Source organism: Deferrisoma palaeochoriense, from assembly GCF_054656955.1.
In genome coordinates this window covers 1-22,248 of sequence record NZ_BAAHXI010000053.1, presented here as the reverse complement: position 1 = coordinate 22,248, position 22,248 = coordinate 1, and the positions used below count along the sequence as shown (strand labels likewise).

18 protein-coding genes, 1 tRNA gene and 1 other RNA gene are annotated in these 22,248 nt (G+C 71.4%); all 20 read left to right on the top strand.

Annotation, left to right across the window (positions count from 1 at the left end; translation table 11 throughout):
• Positions 1–2 precede the first annotated feature (2 nt).
• The 20 genes from ACYQ8L_RS13800 to ACYQ8L_RS13705 all read left to right on the top strand — a co-directional run bounded on the left by ACYQ8L_RS13800 (position 3) and on the right by ACYQ8L_RS13705 (position 22,230).
• Positions 3–806, top strand: coding sequence for an MBL fold metallo-hydrolase (locus tag ACYQ8L_RS13800; protein WP_459942390.1), 804 nt, complete (start codon positions 3–5; stop codon positions 804–806).
• Positions 807–868: 62 nt separating this feature from the next.
• Positions 869–2,176, top strand: a complete 1,308-nt coding sequence (gene purB, locus ACYQ8L_RS13795; RefSeq protein WP_459942389.1) for an adenylosuccinate lyase — start codon at positions 869–871, stop codon at positions 2,174–2,176.
• Between the two features lie 49 nt (positions 2,177–2,225).
• Positions 2,226–5,225, top strand: coding sequence for a phosphoribosylformylglycinamidine synthase subunit PurS (locus ACYQ8L_RS13790; RefSeq protein WP_459942388.1), 3,000 nt, complete (start codon positions 2,226–2,228; stop codon positions 5,223–5,225).
• A gap of 239 nt (positions 5,226–5,464) precedes the next feature.
• A complete protein-coding gene (locus ACYQ8L_RS13785; RefSeq protein WP_459942387.1) occupies positions 5,465–6,277 on the top strand; it encodes a phosphoribosylformylglycinamidine synthase subunit PurQ in 813 nt (270 codons plus the stop codon).
• Between the two features lie 124 nt (positions 6,278–6,401).
• The gene (gene purF, locus ACYQ8L_RS13780) at positions 6,402–7,793 is read left to right on the top strand and encodes an amidophosphoribosyltransferase (RefSeq protein WP_459942386.1); all 1,392 of its coding nucleotides are present in this window, start codon (positions 6,402–6,404) and stop codon (positions 7,791–7,793) included.
• Positions 7,794–7,896: 103 nt separating this feature from the next.
• Positions 7,897–8,460 (top strand): orotate phosphoribosyltransferase, encoded by a 564-nt coding sequence (gene pyrE, locus ACYQ8L_RS13775; RefSeq protein ID WP_459942385.1) that lies wholly within the window; start codon positions 7,897–7,899, stop codon positions 8,458–8,460.
• Positions 8,461–8,491: 31 nt separating this feature from the next.
• Positions 8,492–9,052 (top strand): hypothetical protein, encoded by a 561-nt coding sequence (locus tag ACYQ8L_RS13770; RefSeq protein WP_459942384.1) that lies wholly within the window; start codon positions 8,492–8,494, stop codon positions 9,050–9,052.
• 296 nt (positions 9,053–9,348) lie between these two features.
• Positions 9,349–9,702, top strand: coding sequence for a histidine triad nucleotide-binding protein (locus tag ACYQ8L_RS13765; RefSeq protein ID WP_459942383.1), 354 nt, complete (start codon positions 9,349–9,351; stop codon positions 9,700–9,702).
• A 101-nt stretch (positions 9,703–9,803) separates the two neighbouring features.
• Positions 9,804–9,880 (top strand) — tRNA-Ile (locus ACYQ8L_RS13760).
• 62 nt (positions 9,881–9,942) lie between these two features.
• Positions 9,943–10,749, top strand: coding sequence for a Nif3-like dinuclear metal center hexameric protein (locus ACYQ8L_RS13755; protein ID WP_459942382.1), 807 nt, complete (start codon positions 9,943–9,945; stop codon positions 10,747–10,749).
• Positions 10,750–10,826: 77 nt separating this feature from the next.
• Positions 10,827–11,561: a zinc ribbon domain-containing protein gene (locus ACYQ8L_RS13750; protein WP_459942381.1), complete on the top strand. Its 735-nt coding sequence runs from the start codon at positions 10,827–10,829 to the stop codon at positions 11,559–11,561.
• A gap of 169 nt (positions 11,562–11,730) precedes the next feature.
• An RNA gene (gene rnpB, locus ACYQ8L_RS13745) (RNase P RNA component class A) lies at positions 11,731–12,107 on the top strand.
• Positions 12,108–12,227: 120 nt separating this feature from the next.
• Entirely contained in the window at positions 12,228–12,761 is a 534-nt protein-coding gene (locus ACYQ8L_RS13740) for a peroxiredoxin family protein (RefSeq protein ID WP_459942380.1), read from the top strand.
• A 3-nt stretch (positions 12,762–12,764) separates the two neighbouring features.
• Entirely contained in the window at positions 12,765–13,331 is a 567-nt protein-coding gene (locus ACYQ8L_RS13735) for a TlpA disulfide reductase family protein (RefSeq protein WP_459942379.1), read from the top strand.
• Positions 13,328–14,425, top strand: a complete 1,098-nt coding sequence (locus tag ACYQ8L_RS13730; protein WP_459942378.1) for a multiheme c-type cytochrome — start codon at positions 13,328–13,330, stop codon at positions 14,423–14,425. The genes ACYQ8L_RS13735 and ACYQ8L_RS13730 overlap by 4 nt, the downstream gene beginning before the upstream one ends.
• Positions 14,426–14,459: 34 nt before the next feature.
• A complete protein-coding gene (locus ACYQ8L_RS13725) occupies positions 14,460–15,023 on the top strand; it encodes a peroxiredoxin family protein (protein ID WP_459942377.1) in 564 nt (187 codons plus the stop codon).
• Positions 15,024–15,042: 19 nt separating this feature from the next.
• Positions 15,043–16,767 carry a HEAT repeat domain-containing protein gene (locus ACYQ8L_RS13720; protein WP_459942376.1) on the top strand — a complete coding sequence of 575 codons (1,725 nt, stop codon included), beginning with the start codon at positions 15,043–15,045 and terminating at the stop codon, positions 16,765–16,767.
• Between the two features lie 91 nt (positions 16,768–16,858).
• On the top strand, positions 16,859–18,187 hold the full coding sequence (locus ACYQ8L_RS13715) for a nucleotide sugar dehydrogenase (protein ID WP_459942375.1): 1,329 nt from the start codon (positions 16,859–16,861) through the stop codon (positions 18,185–18,187).
• Between the two features lie 181 nt (positions 18,188–18,368).
• Entirely contained in the window at positions 18,369–19,307 is a 939-nt protein-coding gene (locus tag ACYQ8L_RS13710; protein ID WP_459942374.1) for an SDR family oxidoreductase, read from the top strand.
• 334 nt (positions 19,308–19,641) lie between these two features.
• The gene (locus ACYQ8L_RS13705; RefSeq protein ID WP_459942373.1) at positions 19,642–22,230 is read left to right on the top strand and encodes a PAS domain-containing hybrid sensor histidine kinase/response regulator; all 2,589 of its coding nucleotides are present in this window, start codon (positions 19,642–19,644) and stop codon (positions 22,228–22,230) included.
• Positions 22,231–22,248: the final 18 nt, after the last annotated feature.

Below are 22,248 nucleotides of genomic sequence, written 5' to 3'. Positions count from 1 at the left end.
TCGTGGAGCTCTGCGCCCTGGCGAGCGGAAGCGGCGGCAACGCCGTGTACCTGGGGACGAACGGGCGGGGGCTCCTGGTGGACGCGGGGCTCCCGGGCCGCCGGATCGCCGCCCGCCTGGAGGGGGCCGGGCTGGCCGACCGCCGCATCGAGGCGGTGATCGTGACCCACGAGCACCGGGACCACCTGGCCGGGGTCGGGGTGTGGTGCCGGCGCCACAAGGTCCCGGCCTGGATGACGCCCGCCTGCCGGGAGGCCGCCGAGGCTGTGCTGGGGCCCGAGGGGCTCCGGGACGTCGAGGTTCGGGAGTTCGAACCCGGCCGGCCGTTCGAGGTGGCGGGTCTGGAGGTCCGGGCGGCTCCCGGGTGCCATGACGCGGCCGACCCGGTGGCCCTGCGGGTGTCGGACGGCCGGTGGACCGTGGGGCTGGCCACGGACCTCGGGTTCGTGCCCCACGCCGTGCGGGAGCTCCTTGGCGGGTGCGACGCGCTGTTCCTCGAGTCGAACCACGACGAGGATCGGCTCCTCACGGGGCCGTACCCTTGGGTCCTCAAGCAGAGGATCCGCTCGCGCCACGGCCACCTCAGCAACGAGGAGTGCGCCCGGCTGGTGGGGGAACTCGCCCACCCGGGGCTTCGGGCCGTGGTGCTCGGGCACCTCTCCGAAACGAACAACGAGCCCCGGCTCGCCTACCGGGCCACCCGGGCCGCGCTGGAACGGCTCGGCGCGGCGGACGACGTGCTCCTCCTGGTGGCCCGCCAGGACCGCCCGGGCCGCCTGGTTTCCCTGGCCCCCGCCGGGCCCTAAACCGACGACCGCAGACCGTAGACCGCTGACTGGCGATCGCAGACCGACGACCGGAGCCCCCCATGATCCCTCGCTACACCCGGCCCGAGATGGCCGCCGTCTGGTCCGACGAGAACCGCTTCCGCAAATGGCTCGACGTGGAGCTCTACGCCTGCGAGGCGTGGAACCGGCTCGGCAAGATCCCCGACGAGGACCTCCACCAGATCCAGGAGCGGGCCGCCTTCGAGGTGGCCCGGATCGCCGAGATCGAGGCCGAGGTCAAGCACGACGTGATCGCGTTTCTGACCAACGTGGCCGAGCACGTGGGCCCGGCGTCCCGGTTCATCCACATGGGCATGACCTCGTCGGACGTGCTCGACACGGCGCTGGCCATGCTGTGCGTGGAGGCGACGGACCTGATCCTGGCCCAGGCGGAGCGGCTCGCCGAGGTGCTCCGGCGCCGGGCCCACGAGTTCAAGCTCGTGCCCCAGATCGGCCGGTCCCACGGCATCCACGCCGAGCCGATCACCTTCGGGCTGAAGCTCGCCCTGTGGTACGACGAGATGACCCGGAACCTGGAGCGGCTGCGCCGGGCCCGGGAGATCATCGCCGTGGGCAAAATCTCGGGCGCCGTGGGCACCTTCGCCAACGTGGACCCCTTCGTGGAGGAGCACGTGTGCCGCCGGGCGGGGCTGCGGCCGGCCCGGGGGTCCACCCAGGTGGTGAGCCGCGACCACCACGCGGAGTTCTTCAGCCTGCTGGCGGTCGTGGGGGCGAGCATCGAGAAGTTCAGCGTGGAGATCCGCCACCTCCAGCGCACCGAGGTGCTCGAGGCCGAGGAGTACTTCTCGGCCGGCCAGAAGGGCTCCTCGGCCATGCCCCACAAGCGAAACCCCATCGCCACCGAGAACCTCACGGGCTGCGCCCGGCTCCTGCGCTCCTACGCCCAGGCCGCCTTGGAGAACGTGGCCCTGTGGCACGAGCGTGACATCTCCCACTCGAGCGTCGAGCGGGTGATCGCCCCTGACGCCACCACGCTCCTGCACTACATGCTCCATCGGTTCACGAACGTGATCGAGAATCTGGTGGTCTACCCCGAGCGGATGGAGCGGAACCTCAATCTCACGGGCGGACTCATCTACAGCCAGCGGGTGCTCCTGAAGCTCGTGGACAAGGGGGTCACCCGGGAGGAGGCCTACCGCATGGTGCAACGAAACGCCATGCGGGTGTGGGAGGAGGGGGCCGACTACAAGGCCCTCCTGGCCCAGGACCCGGACGTGTCGCGGCTCCTCACACCCGAGGAGATCGACGAGGCCTTCGACATCGGCTACCATCTGAAGCACGTGGACACGATCTTCCGCCGGATCTTCGGCGAAGCCGAAGGCGCGTGACCCCGCGCCGCGGCCGGCGGCAGCAGACCGACGACCGGAGACCGATCTGATGGCACACCGCGTGGAGGTGGGGATCCGGCCCGAATTCCGGGATCCCCGGGGGGAAGGGGTGGCCCGGGAGGCGCGGGAGTTCCTGCACCTGCAGGTGGACGAGGTGCGCACCCTCGACGTCTTCACCCTGGACCTGGGGCTCCCGGAGGCCGAGGCCGGCGCCGTGGCCGAGGCCCTGGCGGACCCGGTGATCCAGGACTGGGCCTTCGACGCGCCCCTGGCCCACCGGGTGTTCCCGGGGTTCGACTGGGCCGTGGAGGTGGGGTTCCTCCCCGGGGTCACCGACAACGTGGGCCGCACGGCCAAAGAGGCCCTGGAGATGCGCCTGGGCCGCACGTTTCCCCACGACCGGCAGGTGTACACGGCGGTGGTTTACCTGGTGCGGGGTGGCGAGCTCAGCCGGGCCGACATGGAGCACCTGGCCCGGGACCTCCTGGCCAACGAGCTCATCCACCGCTGGAAGGTGCTCTCTGCTCCCGAGTTTCGGGAGGCCGGCGGGTTCCCCCTGGAGATCCCCCGGGTCCGGGCTGTGGGGGGAGGCCGGGTGGAGACGGTGGACCTGGAGCGGTCCGATGAGGAGCTCCTGGCCCTGTCGCGGGACCGGCTCCTCGCGCTCTCGCTCGACGAGATGCGGGCCATCCGCGACCACTACCGCGACCCCGCCGTGCGCCGTCGGCGCGAGGAGTTGGGGCTTCCGGCCGCCCCCACCGACGTGGAGCTCGAGTGCCTGGCCCAGACCTGGTCGGAGCACTGCAAGCACAAGATCTTCAACGCCACCATCGAGTACCACGACGGCGAGGGGGGCGTCCGCACCATCCGGAGCCTCTTTAAGACCTACATCGTCGGCGCCACCGAGCGGGTGCGCCGGGGCAAGGGCGACCGGGACATCTGCCTTTCGGTGTTCAAGGACAACGCCGGGGTCATCACCTTCAACGACGACTGGAGCCTGTGCTTCAAGGTGGAGACCCACAACTCCCCCTCGGCCCTCGACCCCTACGGCGGCGCCCTCACCGGCATCGTGGGCGTGAACCGCGACCCCATGGGCACCGGCATGGGCGCCCGGCTCATCTTCAACGTCGACACCTTCTGCTTCGCCAACCCCTTTTACGAGGGCGAGCTGCCGCCCCGGCTCCTGCACCCGCGCCGGATCTACGAGGGGGTGGTCCGGGGGGTGGAGCACGGGGGCAACAAGAGCGGCATCCCCACCGTGAACGGCTGCGTGGTGTTCGACGACCGGTACCTCGGAAAGCCCCTGGTGTACTGCGGCACGGCCGGGCTCATCCCCCGGGAGGTGGCCGGCCGGCCGGGCCACGAGAAGGGAGCCCGGCCCGGCGACCGCATCGTCATGGCCGGGGGCCGGATCGGCAAGGACGGCATCCACGGGGCCACCTTCTCCTCCGAGGAGCTCCACGAGGGCAGCCCGGCCACGGCGGTGCAGCTCGGCGACCCCATCACCCAGAAGCGGCTCTACGACTTCCTCCTGATCGCCCGGGACCGGGGGCTGTACACCTCGATCACCGACAACGGCGCCGGGGGGCTCTCGTCGAGCGTGGGGGAGATGGCCGAGCAGTCGGGGGGGGCGCGGCTCGATCTGGCCCGGGCGCCGCTCAAGTACCCGGGGCTCGATCCCTGGGAGATCCTGGTTTCGGAGTCCCAGGAGCGCATGACCCTGGCCGTGCCGCCCGAGCACCTGGACGAGTTCCTCCGGCTTGCGGCCGAGATGCGGGTCGAGGCCACGGACCTCGGGGAGTTCACCGACGACGGCGTGTTCCACGTGCTCTACGGGGAGCGCACCGTGGCCCACCTCCCCCTCGCGTTCCTCCACGAGGGACTTCCGGAGATGCGGCTCACGGCCCGCTGGGAGCGGCCCGTCCACCCCGAGCCCCCGGCCGACGCCGGCCCCCCCGACCTCTCGGACACCCTCCGGGCCCTCCTGGGCCGGCTGAACATCTGCTCCAAGGAGACCATCGTCCGCAAGTACGACCACGAGGTGCAGGGCGGGAGCGTCGTGAAGCCCTTTGTGGGGGTGGTGAACGACGGCCCCTCCGACGCCGCCGTGGTGCGGCCGGTGCTCGAGAGCTTTGAGGGCGTGGTCACGGCCAACGGCATCGTGCCCCGCTACAGCGACATCGACACCTACGCCATGGCCGCCGCCGCGGTGGATGAGGCCGTGCGAAACGCGCTCTCGGTGGGCGCGAGCCTCGACCACCTGGCCGCGCTGGACAACTTCTGCTGGTGCGATCCGGTGGCGAGCGAGCGAAACCCCGACGGGGCCTACAAGCTGGCCCAGCTCGTGCGGGCCAACGAGGCCCTCTACGACCTCACGGTGGCCTACGGGATCCCGCTCGTGTCCGGAAAGGACTCCATGAAGAACGACTATATCCACGGGGACCTCAAGATCTCGATCCCGCCGACGCTCCTGGTGAGCGTGATCGGCCGGATCGAGGACGTGCGCCGGTGCGTCACCATGGACGCCAAGCGCCCGGGCGACCGGGTGTACGTGCTCGGGGTGACGCGGCCCGAGCTCGGGGGCTCGGAGTACTGGGCCCACCTGGGGTACGTGGGCAACCGGGTGCCCCGGGTCCGGCCCGAGGAGACGCTGCCCCTCTACCGGAACCTCGAGGCCGCGATCTGCGACGGGCTCGTGGCCTCGTGCCACGACTGCTCCGACGGCGGGCTCGCCGTGGCCCTGGCGGAGACCGCGTTCTCCGGCGGGTTCGGCATCGCGGCCGAGCTCGGCCGCGTGCCCCTCGAGGGGGTGACCCGGGACGACGAGCTTTTGTTCAGCGAGTCGGCCGGCCGGTTCGTGGTCACGGTGCGGCCGGAGCACGTGGAGGCCTTCGAGCGGGTTTTGGCGGGGTCGGCGTTCGCGCCGGTGGGCGAGGTCACGGCCGAGCCGGAGCTCGTGCTCCGGGGCCTCGGGGGCGACGTCGTGGTCCGGGCCCGGATCGACGAGCTCAAGCGGGCCTGGCAAGCCCCCCTCGAGCCCTTGGCGTGATCGGGGGTCAGAAGACAGAAGACAGAAGACAGAAGGACGGCCTCCGGGACCCGGCCGACGTTCGGGTTCTCGGCCCCGCGACCCCGGACGGGGCAGGGGACGGTCGAGGCCGGGGGGCTGTTGCAGCGGTGTCGGGCGGGCTTCGACGTCCGGATTTCGGGGCGGTGAGCCTCCCAGCCTCCCCGCCTTCTAGCTTTCCAGCTTTCTAGCGTTCCAGCCTCACAGAGCGGATACGAACCATGGCCAAGGTGCGAGCCCTGGTGCTCACCGGGAACGGCACGAACTGCGAGCGGGAGATGGCCCACGCCTGCCGGCTGGCCGGCGCCGAGGCGGTCATCGCCCACACGGCCGAGGTCTTCGCCGGCCGGGTGCGGCTCGAGGACTTCGATTTCCTGAACCTGCCGGGCGGGTTCCTCGACGGCGACGACCTGGGGGCGGGCAAGGCGGGGGCCGTCCGGTTCCGGTACGGCCGGGTGCGCACCAACGGGACCCACCCGTTCTTCGAGGATCTCCTGGCCTTCATCGGGGGGGGAAAGCTCGTGCTGGGGGTGTGCAACGGGTTCCAACTCCTCGTGAAGCTGGGGCTCCTGCCGGCCCCCGACGGCCGGTACGGCGAGCCCGTGGCGAGCCTGGCCCACAACGACTCGGGCCGCTTCGAGGACCGGTGGGTGTATCTCCAGGTCGAGCCGGACTCCCCGTGCGTGTTCACCCGGGGGCTAGACCGGCTGTACTATCCGGTGAGGCACGGTGAGGGGAAATTCGTGACCCGGTCGCCCGAGGTGCTGGAAAACCTGGAGGCCCGCGGGCTCGTGGCCCTTCGCTACACCGACCCCGATGGCCGGCCGACCCAGGCCTACCCGTGGAACCCCAACGGAAGCCCAGGCGCCGTGGCCGGGGTGTGCGACCCCACGGGCCGGGTGTTCGGGCTCATGCCCCATCCCGAGGCGTTCCTCCACCGCACGAACCACCCGCGCTGGACCCGGGAGGACCTCCCCGAGGAGGGCCAGGGCCTGGCGCTCTTCCGGAACGCGGTGGAGTATTTGAGAGGCTAGGCGGCCGGGCGGCTGGGCAGTTAGGCGGCGTCCCTTTCGTCCCTAGCGTCCCTTCCGTCCCTTCGACTCGACCCCGCCGTCTCCGGCGACCGCCGACCGAAGACCGAGGACCGACGACCGACCCATGGACAAACACTGGAACGACCACTGCGGGGTGTTCGGCATCTACAACCACCCCGAGGCCGCGAACCTCACGTACCTGGGCCTCCACGCGCTCCAGCATCGGGGCCAGGAGAGCGCCGGCATCGTCGTGACCGACGGCGAGGGCATGCGCTACCACCTCGGGATGGGGCTCGTGCACGACATCTTCGACGAGGAGAAGCTCGAGCGGCTCCGGGGTCACCACGCCATCGGCCACGTGCGCTACTCCACCGCGGGGTCGAGCGAGCTCAAGAACGCCCAGCCCTTCGTGGTGGAAACCGTACACGGCTCCATCGCGTTCGCCCACAACGGCAACCTGGTGAACGCCGAGGCGCTCCGGCTCCGGCTCGAGGAGGAGGGGAGCATCTTCCGGGGCAGTTCCGACACCGAGGTGATCGCCCACCTCTACGCCCGGAGCCGGGAGGAGCGGCTGGTGGAGCGGCTGGCCGACGCCCTCCGGCAGGTCCAGGGGGCGTATAGCCTCTTGGTGCTGGTGGAAAAGCGCCTGATCGCCGCCCGCGATCCCCACGGGTTCCGGCCGCTCATCCTGGGGAAGGTGAAGGACTCCTACGTCGTGGCATCGGAGACCTGCGCCCTGGACCTCATCGGCGGGGAGGTCCTGCGGGAGGTGGAGCCGGGTGAGATGGTGGTGCTGAGTTCCAAGGGGCTCGAAAGCTTCCGCCCCTTCGATCCGGTGCCGCCCAAACCCTGCGTGTTCGAGCACATCTACTTCGCCCGGCCCGACTCCACCGTGTTCGGCCAATCGGTGTACGAGGTGCGGCTGGCGCTGGGGCGGGAACTCGCCCGGGAGCACCCGGTGGAGGCCGACGTGGTGATCCCGGTGCCCGACTCGGGCATCGTGGCCGCCCTAGGGTACAGCGAGGCCTCGGGGATCCCGTTCGGCCTCGGGCTCATCCGGAACCACTACGTGGGCCGCACGTTCATCGAGCCCGAGCAGTCCATCCGGCATTTCGGGGTGAAGCTCAAGCTCAACGCCGTGCGGGCGGTGCTCCGGGGCAAGCGCGTGGTGGTGGTGGACGACTCCATCGTCCGGGGCACCACGAGCCAGAAGATCGTGAAGATGATCCGGGAGGCGGGGGCCCGCGAGGTACACATGCGCATCTCGTCGCCGCCCACCTGCTACCCGTGCTACTTCGGCATCGACACCCCCACCCGCACCGAGCTCATCGCCGCGAACCACGGGGTGGACGAGATCAACCGGTTCCTGACCTCGGACTCCCTGGGCTACCTGAGCCACGAGGGCCTGGCGCGGGCGACCAACGGGGTGCGGTACTCCTTCTGCGACGCCTGCTTCACCGGCGCGTACCCGGTGGGCGACCGGACCGAAGGGGTGCGGGCCACGGGATGCGGGTAAGGGAAAACCGAGGGGGAACCACGGAGGACACGGAGGGCGCGGAGGGGGTGACGGTGGTCGCCCCCGGATTCCGCACCTCCCAGCCGATCAGCGGACGACGCCCATGACCGAAGACCTTCAGGCGGCCTGGCGGGAACTCCTGGAACTCGTGCGCGAGAAGAGTTACGAGAAGCGCCGGGTCGTGTTGGCCTCGGGCCGGGAGAGCGACTTCTACGTGGACGGCAAGCAGACGGCCCTCCATCCCCGCGGGGCGCTCCTCATCGGCCGGCTCTTCTTCGACCGGCTTTCGGGGTTCGGGGAGGTGGAGGGCGTGGGCGGCATGACCCTGGGCGCCGACCCCCTGGCCACGGCCACGAGCCTCGTATCGGAGCTCGAGGGCCGGCCGGTGCCGGCGTTTATCGTGCGCAAGGAACCCAAGGGCCACGGCACGAGGCGGTGGATCGAGGGGGCCAAGAACCTGCGGCCGGGGGCCCGGGTCGTGGTGCTCGAGGACGTGGTTACCACCGGGGGCTCGAGCCTGCGGGCCATCGAGCGGATCGAGGAGGAAGGGTATGCCGTTCTGGGCGTGCTGGCGCTGGTGGACCGGCAGGAGGGGGGGCGGGAGGCCATCGAGGGCCGGGGGTACCGGTTCGAGGCGCTGTTCACCAAGGCCGACGTGGTCGGGTAGGGCCCCGCTCCTCCTACTCGTTACCGCGCTTTTGGCCTCGGCCTGCGCCGGGCCCGGGGGGATTTTCGTCACCCGTGAGTTCGCCGACCCCACGACGCCCTACGGCCGGGCGCTCCGGGACCACACCCGCGCGGCCGAGCTCTACAGCGGCTTCGACACGGTGGCCAAGGCCTGGGCCACCTGGCGCTCCCCGGATCTGCGTGCGGCCCTGGTCGAGACGAGCGTTTCGCGCTACCACCTGTCCCCGGAGGACGCCGAGCGCATGCGCGACGAGGAGCTGCGGGCGGCGCGGCTCGCCTGGGAGTTCCACCTGGCCCTCTACACGCCGTCCCCCGACGCCAACGACCTGGAGCGGCCCGACACCCTGTGGCGGGCGGTGTTGGAACTGCCCGACGGGTCCCGCCTCGAACCGGTCCAGGTGATCGCGCTCCCCAAAACCGAGAAGTCCCGGGTGGAGTACCCCTACGTCACCCCGTGGACCCGGGAGTACTCCCTGATCTTCCCGAAGACCGGAGGCGGGGGAGACGGCGCCCCGGTCCTGTGGCTCACCGGCCCCTACGGCACCATGCGGTTCGACTTCGGGAGGCGGTGAGGGAGCGTTGGCCGAGGTTTGGCGGCGGGAACCCCCGCCGGGCCCGGGGGGCCCGCATCGAGCGAGAAGGAATGCGCCGTCCAAGCTTTCTATGAAACCGACGCCGATAGAGGCGCGCAAGGAGATCGCGTGGGCATGGGGCCTGCTTCCGGCCGTGCGTGAGTGCGGCATCCGGCTACTGTAGGAGCCACGCCCGGCGCTCCAGCAGGCCCCATGCCCCCGAACATGTCTATTTAGCCGCCGGAGTAATAGCATCCCAGCCTTCCAGCCTTCCAGCCTTCCCAAGGAGGTGTCCCATGGCCGACTGCATCTTCTGCAAGATCGTGGCGGGGGAGATCCCGGCCGACAAGGTCTGGGAGGACGAGCACGCCCTGGCGTTTCGCGACATCCGCCCCATCGCGCCGGTGCACGTCCTGATCGTGCCCAAAGTCCACCGGGAGAGTTTCGCCGACGTCACCGACGCCGACACCCCGTTCCTGGCGAGCCTGGCCCGGGCGATCCGCGAGATCGCGGAGAAGGAGGGGGTGGCCGACTCGGGGTACCGCCTCATCGCAAACACCGGGCCCGACGCCGGCCAGGAGGTGTTCCACCTGCATGTCCACCTCCTGGGCGGCCGGCCCCTGGGCCCGATGCTCGCCAAGAAGGGCTGACGCCCCAGCACGGCGGTGCCGGCCCGGGGTAGGGCCCGACCGCCGCGCCGCATCGCGTTTGACTTCGGGGGGGGAATCGGGGATACTTCACGGTTTCCGAAGGGCCCATAGCTCAGTTGGTCAGAGCAGCCGGCTCATAACCGGCCGGTCCCTGGTTCGAATCCAGGTGGGCCCACCACTTGCGGGATGCTGCATGGGTCGTTTCCACCATCGAGAGCGATTGGCACGGGGAGGGCGGCCGTGAGGCCGACCGTTTCCGAGGTCGCCCTGGCCATCGAGGCACGCGCCCCGCTTTCCCTGGCGGAGTCCTGGGACCGGCCGGGGCTCCAACTGGGCGACCCCTACGCCCCCGTCTCCACCGTCGTGGTGGCCCTCGACCCCTCCCCCGCCGCGGTGACCCTGGCCCTCGCCCGGGGAGCCGAACTCCTCGTGACCCACCATCCCCTGTTCCTCGAACCTGTCCATCGCATCGATCTCTCCACCCCCCAGGGCCGAAAGATCCGGGATCTCATCGCGGGGGGGATTGCCGTGTACGCGGCCCACACGAACCTCGACCGCGCCCGGGGAGGTGTGAACGACCGCCTGGCGGCCCGCCTGGGCCTTGAGGAGGTCGAGGATCTCGGGGCAGAGCCCGACGGCCGGCCGGCCATGGCGCGGGTGGGGCGGTTGGCGGCTCCCCGGCGGTTGGGGGAGTTTGCGCGGGAGGCGGCGCGGGCCCTCGGGGCCCCCGCGGCCCGCGTCGTGGGCGACCCCGACCGCCGGGTCGAGCGGGTGGCCGTGTGCGGGGGCAGCGGGGCGTCCCTGTGGCCCGCGGCCCTGGCGGCCGGAGCCCAGGTCCTGGTCACCGGGGACGTGCGCCACCACGCCGCGCTGGACGCACGGGAAGCGGGGATGGCCCTGGTGGACGTGGGTCACGCCACGGGCGAACGGGTGGCGGTGGAGATCCTGGCCGAGGTGGTGCGCGACTGGGGGGAGGCCGGAAAACGGGGGGTGAGGGTGGAGGTGTTGGAGGTGCAGGAACCCTGGAGCCCGGTCCCGATCTTGTAGCGGGAGCCGGGCTTCGACTTCCCGGGGGCGGGCGAACGGGAACCGTTCACATCGAGCGACGCGAGAAGGAGGCAGAGTTGGAGACCGCACAGCAAGACGTCTTGGGGCTGTTGGAACGGCTGCAGCGGGTGGCCGACGAGATCGACCGGCTGTCCGCCCTGCGCGCGGAGGCCGAGGAGGCTCGGGACAGGGCGCGCCAGGATCTCGACGAGGCCAAGCAGAGCCTCGACGCGTTCCGCGAGCGCGCCCACGCCCTCGACATCGAGCGCCGCAAGCGGGAGCTCGCGATCAAGGACGGCAAGGACCGGATGCAGCGGATCAAGGCTCGCATGGGCGACGTGAAGACGAGCCGCGAGTACCAGGCCGTGCTGGCCGAGATGAGCTCGGCCAAGCAGACGGTGGCCGAGGAGGAGCAGGCCCTGGAGCGCGACCTGGCCGAGTTGGAGGCCGTGCGGGTGGACCTGGAGCGGGTGGAGGCCCGCGCCCGGGAGCTCGAGGCGGTGCTCGAGGAGGCTGAACAGCGCCTGGCCGAGGTCCAGGGCGAGACCGAGCAGGCCATGGCCGAACGCAAGGCCGAGGAGCAGCGGCTCCTGGCGGACCTGCCCCAGGACGTGGTGGACCGGTACCGGCTGATCCGGTCGCGCCGCGGGGGCTTGGCCGTGGTCGAAGCCCGGGACGAGGCCTGCACGGCGTGCTACATGCGGATCCCGCCCCAGATGTACATCGAGATCATCCGGCGCACCCGGGTGATGCAGTGCCCCAACTGCCACAGGATTTTGGTGCCCCCCCGGGAACCCGCGGCCGAAGGCTGAGATCGGGCAGGCGGCTCGGCGGCCGGGGGCCGATCTTTCGTCCCTTTCGTTCCTTCGGTCCCTTGGGTACCTCCGGAACGCGGGGGCGCTCTGGAGTAACCCTCGGTCTCCCGCAGGGTACCCATTCAAGTCCGGAGCACTTCCTGTCGATCAGGAGGCGGGTGCGACGGCGGGAGGACGGGCGGTCGCCCCGGGGCAGGCCCCCGGGGAGGAAAGTCCGGGCTCCACAGGGCAGGGTGCTGGATAACGTCCAGTCGGGGAAACCCGAAGGAAAGTGCCACAGAGAATAGACCGCCTGGCGCGCGGCGATGCCGGGCGCCAGGTAAGGGTGAAACGGTGAGGTAAGAGCTCACCAGCGGCCCGGGCGACCGGGCCGGCTCGGCAAACCCCACCCGGAGCAAGGCCAAATAGGGGAGCGTTACGAGGGTGGCCCGCCCCAAGCTCCCGGGTAGGCCGCTGGAGGCCCGGGGAAACCCGGGTCCCAGAGGAATGACCGCCACCCCCCTTGCGGGGGTACAGAACCCGGCTTACAGCCCTCCCGCCCGCATCCGCCCACATTTTGGTGTTGCCGGCACCGGTTTCCCGTGGGTCGTTGACGCCGGCCCGCCGGCCCCCCTAGAATTCGTGCGCTTCGTCACTTTCTTCTCAGACAGGGAGTTGCCCGCCATGCACAAGAAGATCTGGGTCTGGGTTGCGGCCGCGCTGGTCTTGGCGTTCCTGGGCGTCGCCGGTGCGGGGGAGGGGGGCGACGAGTGGGTCGGCAAGCCGGCCCCCGAGTTCACCCTTTCGGACCTCGACGGCAACACCTACCGGCTTTCGGAACTGCGGGGCAAGGTGGTCTGGCTTAACTTCTGGGGGCTTCGGTGCGGCCCCTGCGTGCGGGAGCTCCCGGCCCTTCAGAAGCTCTGGACGGCGTACAAGGACCAGGGTCTCGTGCTCCTGGCCGTCAATGCCGACGGCGTGGACGCCGAGTTCATCCGGGGCCAGTTGGCCAAGCGCGACGACCTCAAGGCCGCCGGCATGACGTTCCCGATCACCCCCGATCCGGAGTTCACGGTGATCGACGCCTACGGGCTCATGGGAGCGCCGCTCAACGTGATGATCGACAAGAAGGGGGTCATCCGGTTCCGCCACGAGGGGTACGAGGACGGGGACGAGGCCGGCTACGAAAAGACCCTGAAGGCCCTGCTCGCGGAGTGACGGGTGCCCCGGACGGCGAGAGCGCTCTGGGTACTGTTGATCCTCGCCCTCGGGTGCGCCGGGGTGCGGCCCGAGGGGCCGGTGGTCCGGGTGGAGGCGCCGCCCCCCCCGGCCGACGGCCACGTGGCCGAGGGGCAGGGGTACATCGACTTCACCGGCCGGGGGCTCATGGGCGAGGAGATCCGGCTCTCGGCGCTCGTGGGGCCCAAGGTGGTGCTCCTGCAGTTCTGGGGCATCCGGTGCGGCCCGTGCCTCGAGGAGATGCCGTTCCTCGCGGAGCTCCAGGAGCGCTACGGTCCCGAGGGGCTCCAGGTGATCGGGGTGAACACCGACCGGGCGAGCCCGGAGGCGCTGACCCGGGCCATGGTGGAGCGCGAACTCAACCCGCCCTATCCCATCGTGCTCGATCCCGAGCTCGAGATCTCCCAACACTACACGCGCTGGCTCATCCCCGTGACCGTGCTGATCGACCGCAAGGGGGTGGTCCGGGCCATCCACACCGGATTCAAACCCGAACTCATGCCCGGCCTCGAGGCGGAGGTGCGGGCCGTACTGGGGAAGGACCGATGAAATGGATGCTTTGGGGGGTCGTTCTGACCCTGTGGGCCGCCCCGGCTTTTGCCGGGAATCTGGACGGCTACGTGGGCAGCGAGCGGTGCGCCGAGTGCCACGCCGACAAGTACGAGGGCTGGAAGACCACGTTCCACGCCACGGTCGTCCAGGACGCCCGAAAAAACCCCGACGCCATCGTGGGTGACTTCTCGGTGCCCAACCTGGGCTTCACCAAGGACGACGTGGACTACGTGATCGGCGGCCACTGGGACCAGCGGTACATGAAGAAGATCGGCGACGACTACTACGTGCTGCCGAAGCTCTGGAGCGTCCAGTCCCAGCAGTGGCGGCCCTACAACGTGTGGTCGTGGCGGAAGATGCCCTACAGCAAATTCTGCAAGGGGTGCCACGTGACCGGGTTCGATCCCGCCACCGGACAGGTGGCGGAGCACCGGATCGGGTGCGAGGCCTGCCACGGCCCGGGCCGGGCCCACGCCGACGCCGGTGGCGACGGGCCCATCGTGAACCCGTCGAAACTGCCCGACGACCGCCGCGAGATGATCTGCGCCGCGTGCCACGTGCGGGGTAAGGATCCCTCGGGCACCTACCACTTCCCGGTGGGGTTCCGGCCCGGCGACGACCTGGGGAAATACTACGTGCCGGTGGACAAGCAGCCGGAGGAGACGAACACCCAGGCCATCCTCCGGAACTTCGCGAAGTGGAAGGAGGAGCGAAGCGGCAAGAACAAGGTGCGCTGCGACGTGTGCGGTATCTACGGCGCCGACAAGAAGCCCCGGGACGAGGTCGAGGACGCCATGGGGTTCTGCTTCGGGTGCCACGGGTTCAAGGATCGGTACGCCGAGCACACGAGACACCCCGACTCGGCGAAGCTCGTGTGCTTCGACTGCCACGTCCAGCAGACGAAGGACCTGATGGCGACCGAGGAGTCCCAGCGGGACGTCCACTCCTACGACTACTTCCTCGTGCACCCCGATAACTGCTATGATCGCCGAATCGAGCGCACCTGCAAAAAGTGCCACGAGGACCGCGGCGAGGATTGGGCCCGCCAGACCGTGGAACGGTGGCGGCGGCCCCTGGAGCTGGATCACTAGCCGAGCCGACACGGCCCGGAGGGAGGAGAGAACGATGCGGTTTTCTGCGGGGAAGACGGTGGCGGTGCTGGGGGCGGCGCTGGTGCTTCTGTGGGGGGCCGGGGCGGCGGCCCAGGACACGGCCATGCGGCTCCAGATCGGCGACAAGGCCCCCAGCTTCACCCTGGAGGACTTCGAGACCGGGAAGCCCGTGTCGCTGGATCAGTTCCTGGGGCACAAGGTGATCATGCTCGAGTTCTGGGCCACCTGGTGCGACATCTGCAAGGCCGAGATGCCCCGCCTGGAGCAGGAGTACCGCCAGTACAAGGACAAGGGCTACCAGCTCCTGGGCATCACCCTGAGCCGGGGCGACAAGAAGGACCGGGAGAAGATCCAGGCCCTGCGCGAGAAGTACCAGCTCACCTACCCCATGCTCATGGACACCGAGTTCGAGGTGGCCACCAAGATCTACGGGCTCTCGGGTCCGATCCCGCTCAAGGTCATCATCGACTGCCAGGGGGTGATCCGCTACACCCACGTGGGCGACTACGCCGACGGCATCAGCGAGGTGCCGTTCGTGCTGGACGAGCTCCTCACCGACCCCGCCTGCAAGCCCTGACCCGCCCGGGGGGAGTTCGATGCCGGTGAAAAGGTCCCCGCGGGGCCTAGGGCGCGTCGCCGCCCTGGGCCTCGTTTTGTGCCTGGCCCCCGCGGCCTTCGGGGCGATGCGCACCATCCCCCGGGGCCGGGCCCAGGGCTCCGAGGCCGTGCGCCGGGCCGTAGCCGCGCCCACGCCCGAGGGCCGGGTCGAGGCCCTGATCCAGGTTCTGACGGGCGACGACCTGCCCGCGGCGCTGGAGGCCATGGAGGTTCTGGCGCAGATGGGGCCTCGGGTGGTGCCCCGGCTCGTCTCGGAGATGCGGCGCACCCGGAACAACTGGCTGATCGGCGGCACCCTGGTGCGGATGGGGTCCGAGGCGGTGGGCCCGCTCATCGAGCTCCTGGAGGGGGCCGACGAGGCCACCACTGTGGACTGCCTGTACCTCCTGGGCGAGATCCAGGACCGCCGGGCCGTGCCGACCCTGATCCGCTACCTCGAGGATCCCCGGGAGCAGGTGCGGCTCTACGCCGTGACCTCGCTTCTGCAGATCGGCGGCCCCCGGGCCGTGGAGGCCGTGCTGGGCCGCCTCGTGCGCGAGGGCAAGGGCCTTTCCGGCCTCATCGTCGAGGCCCTCCTGCGGTACGCCCAAAACGACGTGGAGCCCGTGATCCAGGCCCTCACCTCCCCCAACCCCCGCATCCGGCAGGAGGCCGCCTACCTCCTCGGAGGCTTGGGTGACCTGCGGGCCGTGGAGCCCCTGGTGGCGGCCCTCGAGGATCCCGAGCCCCGGGTGCGGGAGAACGCGGCCTTTTCCCTCGGCAAGCTGGCCGACCGGATCGAGGAGGCGACCTGGGTCGTGGACGCCCTGGCGAAGCGCCTGGCCGATCCGGACGAGGTGGTGGCCGAGGTGGCCCGGGCCGCGGTGGCGCGGTTCGGCCGGGCCGCGGTGGACCGGCTCGTGGACGTCTGCCGCACGGCGCCGCCCGAGGTCAAGGTGCGGGCCCTCAACGCCCTCCGGGACATCGGCGACCCCGGGGCCGAGGATGTGATGATCGATCTCCTGGACCACCCCGTGCGGGCCGTTCGGGTCGCGGCCGTGGCGGGGCTGATCGAGGTGGGCACGGCCCGGGCGGTGGAGCCGCTCCTGAACGCCCTCCGGGACGAGGACCTGCGGTGGTTCGCGGGGCTCGCCCTCGAGCGGGTGGGGGCCGAGAACCCGGACCTCTTCTTCGCCTCGAGCCCGGGCGACCCCACCATGAGCCTGCGGTTCCAGATCCTGGAGCGCCTTGGGACGGCCGTGGTGCCCTTCTTGGCCGAAAAGCTCCGGGACGAGAACCCCGGTCGCCGGGCGGCGGCCTGCTGGATCCTGGGGGAGATCGGGGATCCGGCGGCCGTCCCCGACCTGGCCGCCGCGCTGGACGACCCCCACGTGGGCTGGCTCGCGGCCCGGGCCCTGGCCCGGCTGGGGGAGCCCGGGTGCGACGCGCTCTTGCGGGTGCTCAAGGGCTCCCGGAACGACCGGGCGGCGCTCCAGGCGGTGGAGGGCCTGGCGCTTTGCGACACCCCCGAGGCCTGGGACGCGGTTGAGGGCGCGGTGGCCGCGGCCCTGCCCCGGGAGGCCCGGGTCCGGGCGGCCGTGCTGGTTTCCCGCTACGGCGACCCGGTCCGGGTGGCCCGGATCCGGGAGTACCTCGACACCGAGGGCCGCGACCTCTGGCCCGACGTGGAGGCGGCCCTGCGGGCCGAGGCGGAGGTGAGATAGGAGGGGCGGCTGGGCGGCCAGGCGGCAGGGCCGCCGTCCCTGAGGTCCCTTTCGTCCCTTGGGTCCCTGAACGAACCGTAGAGAGGCAACCATGTCCCACGCGTTCTCCACGATTCCCGATCGTCTCCTGGCGGGCGAGGCGTCCCTGGCCGTGGTGGGCCTGGGGTACGTGGGCCTGCCCCTGGCCGCGGCCTTCGGCCGCAAGGTGCCCACCCTCGGGTTCGACGTGAGCGAGGCCAAGGTGGCGGCGCTCCGCCGGGGGGTGGACCCCACGGGCGAGCTCTCGGCCGACGACCTCGCCTCGACCCGCATCGAGTACACCACGAACCCCGGGGATCTCCGCCGGGCCTCGTTCGTGGTCGTGGCCGTGCCCACCCCCATCGACCGGCACAAGAAGCCCGACCTGGGCCCCCTCGTGGCGGCCAGCCGGTCCATCGGCCAGAACCTGACCCCCGGCACGGTGGTGGTGTACGAGTCCACGGTGTACCCCGGGGTGACCGAGGAGGTCTGCGTGCCGGTGCTCGAGCGCGAATCGGGGCTCGCCTGCGGCCGGGACTTCAAGGTGGGCTACTCCCCCGAGCGCATCAACCCGGGCGACAAGGAGCACACCCTGGAGCGGATCGTGAAGGTGGTGGCCGGCCAGGACGCCGAGACCCTGGAGGTGGTGGCCCGGGTCTACGAGACGGTGGTCGAGGCCGGGGTGCACCGGGCCCCCACCATCAAGACGGCCGAGGCGGCCAAGGTGATCGAGAACACCCAGCGCGACCTCAACATCGCGCTCATGAACGAGCTTTCCGTCATCTTCAACCGCATGGGCATCGAGACCCGGGCCGTGCTCGAGGCCGCCGGCACCAAGTGGAACTTCCTGCGGTTCACCCCCGGGCTCGTGGGGGGGCACTGCATCGGGGTGGACCCCTACTACCTCACCTACAAGGCCGAGGAACTCGGGTACAAGCCCCAGGTGATCCTCGCCGGCCGGGCCATCAACGACGGCATGGGGAAATACGTGGCCGAGAGCACGGTGAAGGGGCTCATCCGGTGCGGCCGGGCCGTCCAGGGCAGCCGGGTGCTGGTGCTGGGGCTCACCTTCAAGGAGAACGTCTCCGACCTGCGGAACTCCCGGGTCGCCGACGTGATCGCGGAACTGCGGGACTACGGGGTGGAGGTGCTGGCCCACGACCCCCTGGCCGACCCCGGCGAGGCCGAGCGGGAGTTCGGCCTCCGGCCCGTGGCCCTCGACCAGGTGCCGCCGGTGGACGGCATCGTGGCCGCCGTGGCCCACGGCGCCTTCGACGAGCTCACCCTGGAGCGCCTGAAGGCCCTCTACCGGCCCGACGGCCGGGGCGTGCTGGCCGACGTCAAGATGCGCTACGATCGCGCCGAAGCCGAGGCCCTGGGGCTGTACTACTGGTCGTTGTAACGGCGGGGCGGCTAGGCAGCTAGGCGGCTAGGCGGCTAGGCGGCTGGGCGGCTGGGCGGCTAGGCGGCTCGGCGGCTCGGCGGCTCGGCGGCTCGGCGGCCGGCCCGCGCGTCCCTTTCGTCCCTTACGTCCCTTAGGTCCTTTCACGCGCTTCCTTCGGCGAAGCGCCCAAGGAGTCCACATGGCCACCTTTCTCGTCACCGGCGTGGCCGGGTTCATCGGGTCGAACCTGGCCGAGGCCCTTCTGGCCCGGGGCCACCGGGTGCGGGGCCTCGACAACTTCCTCACCGGCAAGCCCGAAAACCTGGAGGGTCTGGACGGCCTCGAGTTCCTGGAGGGCGACGTGCGCGACCCCGAAACCTGCCGGGAGGCCTGCGAGGGCGTGGACTACGTGCTCCACGAGGCGGCCCTGGGCTCGGTGCCCCGGTCCATCGAGGACCCGGCGCTCTCCAACGAGTGCAACGTCACCGGCACCCTGAACCTGCTCGTGGCCGCCCGGGACGCCGGGGTGAAGCGGTTCGTGTTCGCGGCGAGCTCCTCGGCCTACGGCGACACCCCCACGCTGCCCAAGGTGGAGGACATGCCCCCCCAGCCCCTGAGCCCTTACGCCCTCACCAAGCTCGCCGGGGAGGAGTACTGCCGGCTCTTCTTCGAGCTCTACGGCCTGGAGACCGTGAGCCTCCGGTACTTCAACGTGTTCGGGAAGCGCCAGGACCCCTTCAGCACCTACGCGGCCGTGATCCCCAAGTTCGTCTCCGCGCTCCTTCGGGGCGAGCCCCCCGAGATCTACGGCGACGGTGAGCAGACCCGCGATTTCACCTACATCGCCGACGTGGTCCAGGCGAACCTCCGGGCCTGCGAGGCGCCCCGGGAGGCCTGCGGCCAGGTGTACAACGTGGCCTACGGCGAGAGGATCAGCCTGAACGCCCTCTACCGGGAGATCGCGGGGCTCCTGGGGGTGGACCTGGAGCCCCGGTACGGCCCGCCGCGGCCCGGCGACGTCAAGCACAGCCTGGCCGACATCGGAAAGGCCCGGCGGCTGCTGGGCTACGAGCCCGCCTACGACGTGCGCCGGGGCCTCGCGGAGGCCATCGCCTGGTACCGGGAGAATCTGGGATAGGCGGCGGGGCGGCTGGGCGGCTGGGCGGCGAGGCGGCGAGGCGGCTAGGCGGCTGGGCGGCTAGGCGGCTAGGGGGCGGGGCGGCGTGGCGGCTGGGCGGCGAGGCGACGCCCCACGACCAACGACCCGCGACCCACGACCCGCAACCAACGATTCCCGCCTTGACGGCCGCGAGATCGCGGTCTAGGGTTTCCCAGCCTCCCAGCCTCCCAGCCTCCCAGCCTCCCAGCCTCCCAGCCTCCCAGCCTCCCAGCCTCCTCAAGTTTTCCGGTCGGCTTGCCGATGCCGATCGAAAGGAGTTTCGCACGTCCCATCGGCGGATAGCGAGGTTTGGATGACCCAGGGCCGGATTCTCGTGTGGGGTGACGAGGGCCAGGCCGGGCGGGCGGCCGAGGAGCTTCGGGCGGCCCACCCCGGCGTCGAGACCGAGGTGCGCCCCCCCGCGGCCGAGCCGGGCCGCGACTTCGACCCCGGGGCCTACGACGCCGTGCTCGTGGTGCCCGACCCGGAGCGGTGCGGGCCCCAGGAAGAGTTGACGGGCCGGCTCCGGGCCGCCGCCCCCGACACCCCCGTGTTCGTGCTCTGCCCCGAGGCCTTCGGGCCCGCCTGCGCGGCCCACCGGTCGGCGGCCCAGTCCCCCGCGCCCACGGCCCACGTGGTTTGCATCGACCGGGTGGTGGCGGCCCTGGCTCGGGCCGTCGCGGCCGGGGCCGATCGCTTCGGGCGGGAGCGGGCCGAGCGGCGCTACCGCGACCTCTTCCAGAACCTCCCCATCGGGGTCTTCCAGCGCGCATCCGACGGCGCCTTCCTCGACGCCAACGCGGCCATGGCCGAGATCCTGGGGCTCCCGAGCCGGGAGGCCCTCCTCGAACGCCGGGTCCAGGACTTCTACCTCGATCCGGCCGACCGGGACCGGTTCGAGGCGGATCTGGCCCGGGACGGCGTGGTGATGGACCGGAAACTCCGGCTCCGCCGGGCCGACGGCCGGCCCACCTGGGTCCTGGTGACCGCCCGGGCCGTGCGGGACGAGGCCGGCCGGCTCCTCTACGTCGAGGGCGCCACCCGGTCGATCGACGCCCGGGTCGAGGCCGAGGCGGCCCGGGACAAGAGCGAGGCCCGGTACCGGGCGCTGGCCGAGGCCACCCGGGAGGCCCTCCTCATCCACGACGGCGAGCGGATGTTCGACGCCAACCGGGCCGCCGAGGCCCTCTTCGGCCTCAGCCGCGAGGCCCTCCTCGCCACCCGGCCGCTGGACCTCGTCCACCCCGACGACCGGGAGACCGTGGCCGCCCGGATCCGGGCCGGGTTCCGGGGCGAGTACGAGGTCCGGGGGATCCGATCCGACGGCAGCGCGTTCTGGGCGAGCCTGCGGGTGGACCCGGTGGAGTGGGAGGGCCGGCCGGCCCGGATGGCCCTCGTACAGGACGTGACCCCCTACCGGGAGGCCGCCGAGGCGGCCCGGGCCGCCGAGCGGCGGCTATCGAACCTCATGGAGGCCTTGCCCGTGGGGCTCGTGCTCCTCGACTCGGCAGGCGGGGTGCTCGCCGCCAACGGCGCCGGCCGGGGGCTCCTGGCCGCCCTGGGGGCCGACCCCGGCCGCCGGGTCGGCGCCCTGGCCGGCCGGCCCCTGGTGGACCTCCTCACCCCCGGCGGGGAGGAGACCGAGCTCCGCACCCCCGAGGGCGACCGGCGGGTCATGGTGTCGTCCCACCCCATCGAGAGCTCGTCCCAGGGGGTGCTCTGGGCCCTGGTGCTCCGGGACGTGACCGAGGAGTGGCTCCTGAGGGAGCAGGCGGCCCAGCAGGACCGGCTCGCCTCGGTGGGCCAGCTCGCCGCTGGCATCGCCCACGACTTCAACAACCTGCTCCTGGCCATCACCGGCTACGCCGAGCTCGCCCGCCTCGACCCCGGGGTGTCGCCCAAGGTCCAAAAGCGCCTGGAAGATCTGGTAAGCGCCGCGTTCCGGGCGGCCGAACTGGTGCGCCAGATGCTCGACTTCAGCCGGGGCACCGGCGGGGAGCGGGCCCCCCTCAATCTCGTGCCGGTGGTCAAGGAAACGGCCAAGATGCTCGCCCGGACGTTCCCCGACGAGATCCGGGTGGAGGCCCGGGTCGAGGCGGCCGAGGCCGTGGTGGTGGGCTCGGCCCTGGAGATCGAGCAGGTCCTCATGAACCTGGCCCTGAACGCCCGGGACGCCATGCCCGAGGGCGGCACCCTGACCCTGGGGCTCCGCACCCGGCGGGCCGGGCGCGGCCCGGGGTGGGCCGAGGTCGAGGTGGCCGACACCGGCACCGGCATCCCCGAGGAGATCCGGGCCAAGGTGTTCGACCCGTTCTTCACCACGAAGCCCCCGGGGAAGGGCACGGGCCTGGGGCTCCACCAGGTGGCGTGCATCGTGGACCGGCACGGCGGCCTGGTGGAGCTCGAGAGCGAGCCCGGCCGGGGCACCACGGTGCGGGTGCTCCTGCCGCTCCGGCCCCCCCGGGACACGGGCGAGCGGCCGAAGGGGCCGGACCTCCTGCCCCGGGGCCACGGGGAGCGGGTGCTCGTGGTGGACGACGACCCGGCCGTGAGGGAGATCACCGCGGCCCTGGTGGAGAGCCTGGGGTACGAAACCGAGCTCGCGGCCGACGGGGCCGAGGCCCTGGAGCGGGTGGGGGCCGGCGGGGTGGACCTGGTGCTCAGCGACGTCTCCATGCCCCGGATGAACGGCCCGGCCCTCGTGGCCGCCCTGGGGGAGCGCGGGCTCCGGGTGCCGGTGGTGTTCCTGAGCGGCTACGACGCCCCCGAGACCCTGGACCCCGGCATCCCCTACCTCCGGAAGCCCCCGACCCGGCTCGCCCTGGCCCGCACCCTGGCCCGGGCGCTCCGGGGCGAGGCCCCGCTTTCAAACCCTGGATCGGAAGGAAGCGGGGCGGTATAGTTCGGCGATCACGGCTCG

Bases quoted from the DNA above. Each gene is read 5' to 3' on its own strand.
- purB (WP_459942389.1), top strand. From the start codon at position 869: ATGATCCCTCGCTACACCCGGCCCGAGATGGCCGCCGTCTGGTCCGAC.
- ACYQ8L_RS13790 (WP_459942388.1), top strand. From the start codon at position 2,226: ATGGCACACCGCGTGGAGGTGGGGATCCGGCCCGAATTCCGGGATCCC.
- ACYQ8L_RS13785 (WP_459942387.1), top strand. From the start codon at position 5,465: ATGGCCAAGGTGCGAGCCCTGGTGCTCACCGGGAACGGCACGAACTGC.
- purF (WP_459942386.1), top strand. From the start codon at position 6,402: ATGGACAAACACTGGAACGACCACTGCGGGGTGTTCGGCATCTACAAC.
- pyrE (WP_459942385.1), top strand. From the start codon at position 7,897: ATGACCGAAGACCTTCAGGCGGCCTGGCGGGAACTCCTGGAACTCGTG.
- ACYQ8L_RS13765 (WP_459942383.1), top strand. From the start codon at position 9,349: ATGGCCGACTGCATCTTCTGCAAGATCGTGGCGGGGGAGATCCCGGCC.
- ACYQ8L_RS13740 (WP_459942380.1), top strand. From the start codon at position 12,228: ATGCACAAGAAGATCTGGGTCTGGGTTGCGGCCGCGCTGGTCTTGGCG.
- ACYQ8L_RS13730 (WP_459942378.1), top strand. From the start codon at position 13,328: ATGAAATGGATGCTTTGGGGGGTCGTTCTGACCCTGTGGGCCGCCCCG.
- ACYQ8L_RS13725 (WP_459942377.1), top strand. From the start codon at position 14,460: ATGCGGTTTTCTGCGGGGAAGACGGTGGCGGTGCTGGGGGCGGCGCTG.
- ACYQ8L_RS13720 (WP_459942376.1), top strand. From the start codon at position 15,043: ATGCCGGTGAAAAGGTCCCCGCGGGGCCTAGGGCGCGTCGCCGCCCTG.
- ACYQ8L_RS13715 (WP_459942375.1), top strand. From the start codon at position 16,859: ATGTCCCACGCGTTCTCCACGATTCCCGATCGTCTCCTGGCGGGCGAG.
- ACYQ8L_RS13710 (WP_459942374.1), top strand. From the start codon at position 18,369: ATGGCCACCTTTCTCGTCACCGGCGTGGCCGGGTTCATCGGGTCGAAC.
- ACYQ8L_RS13705 (WP_459942373.1), top strand. From the start codon at position 19,642: ATGACCCAGGGCCGGATTCTCGTGTGGGGTGACGAGGGCCAGGCCGGG.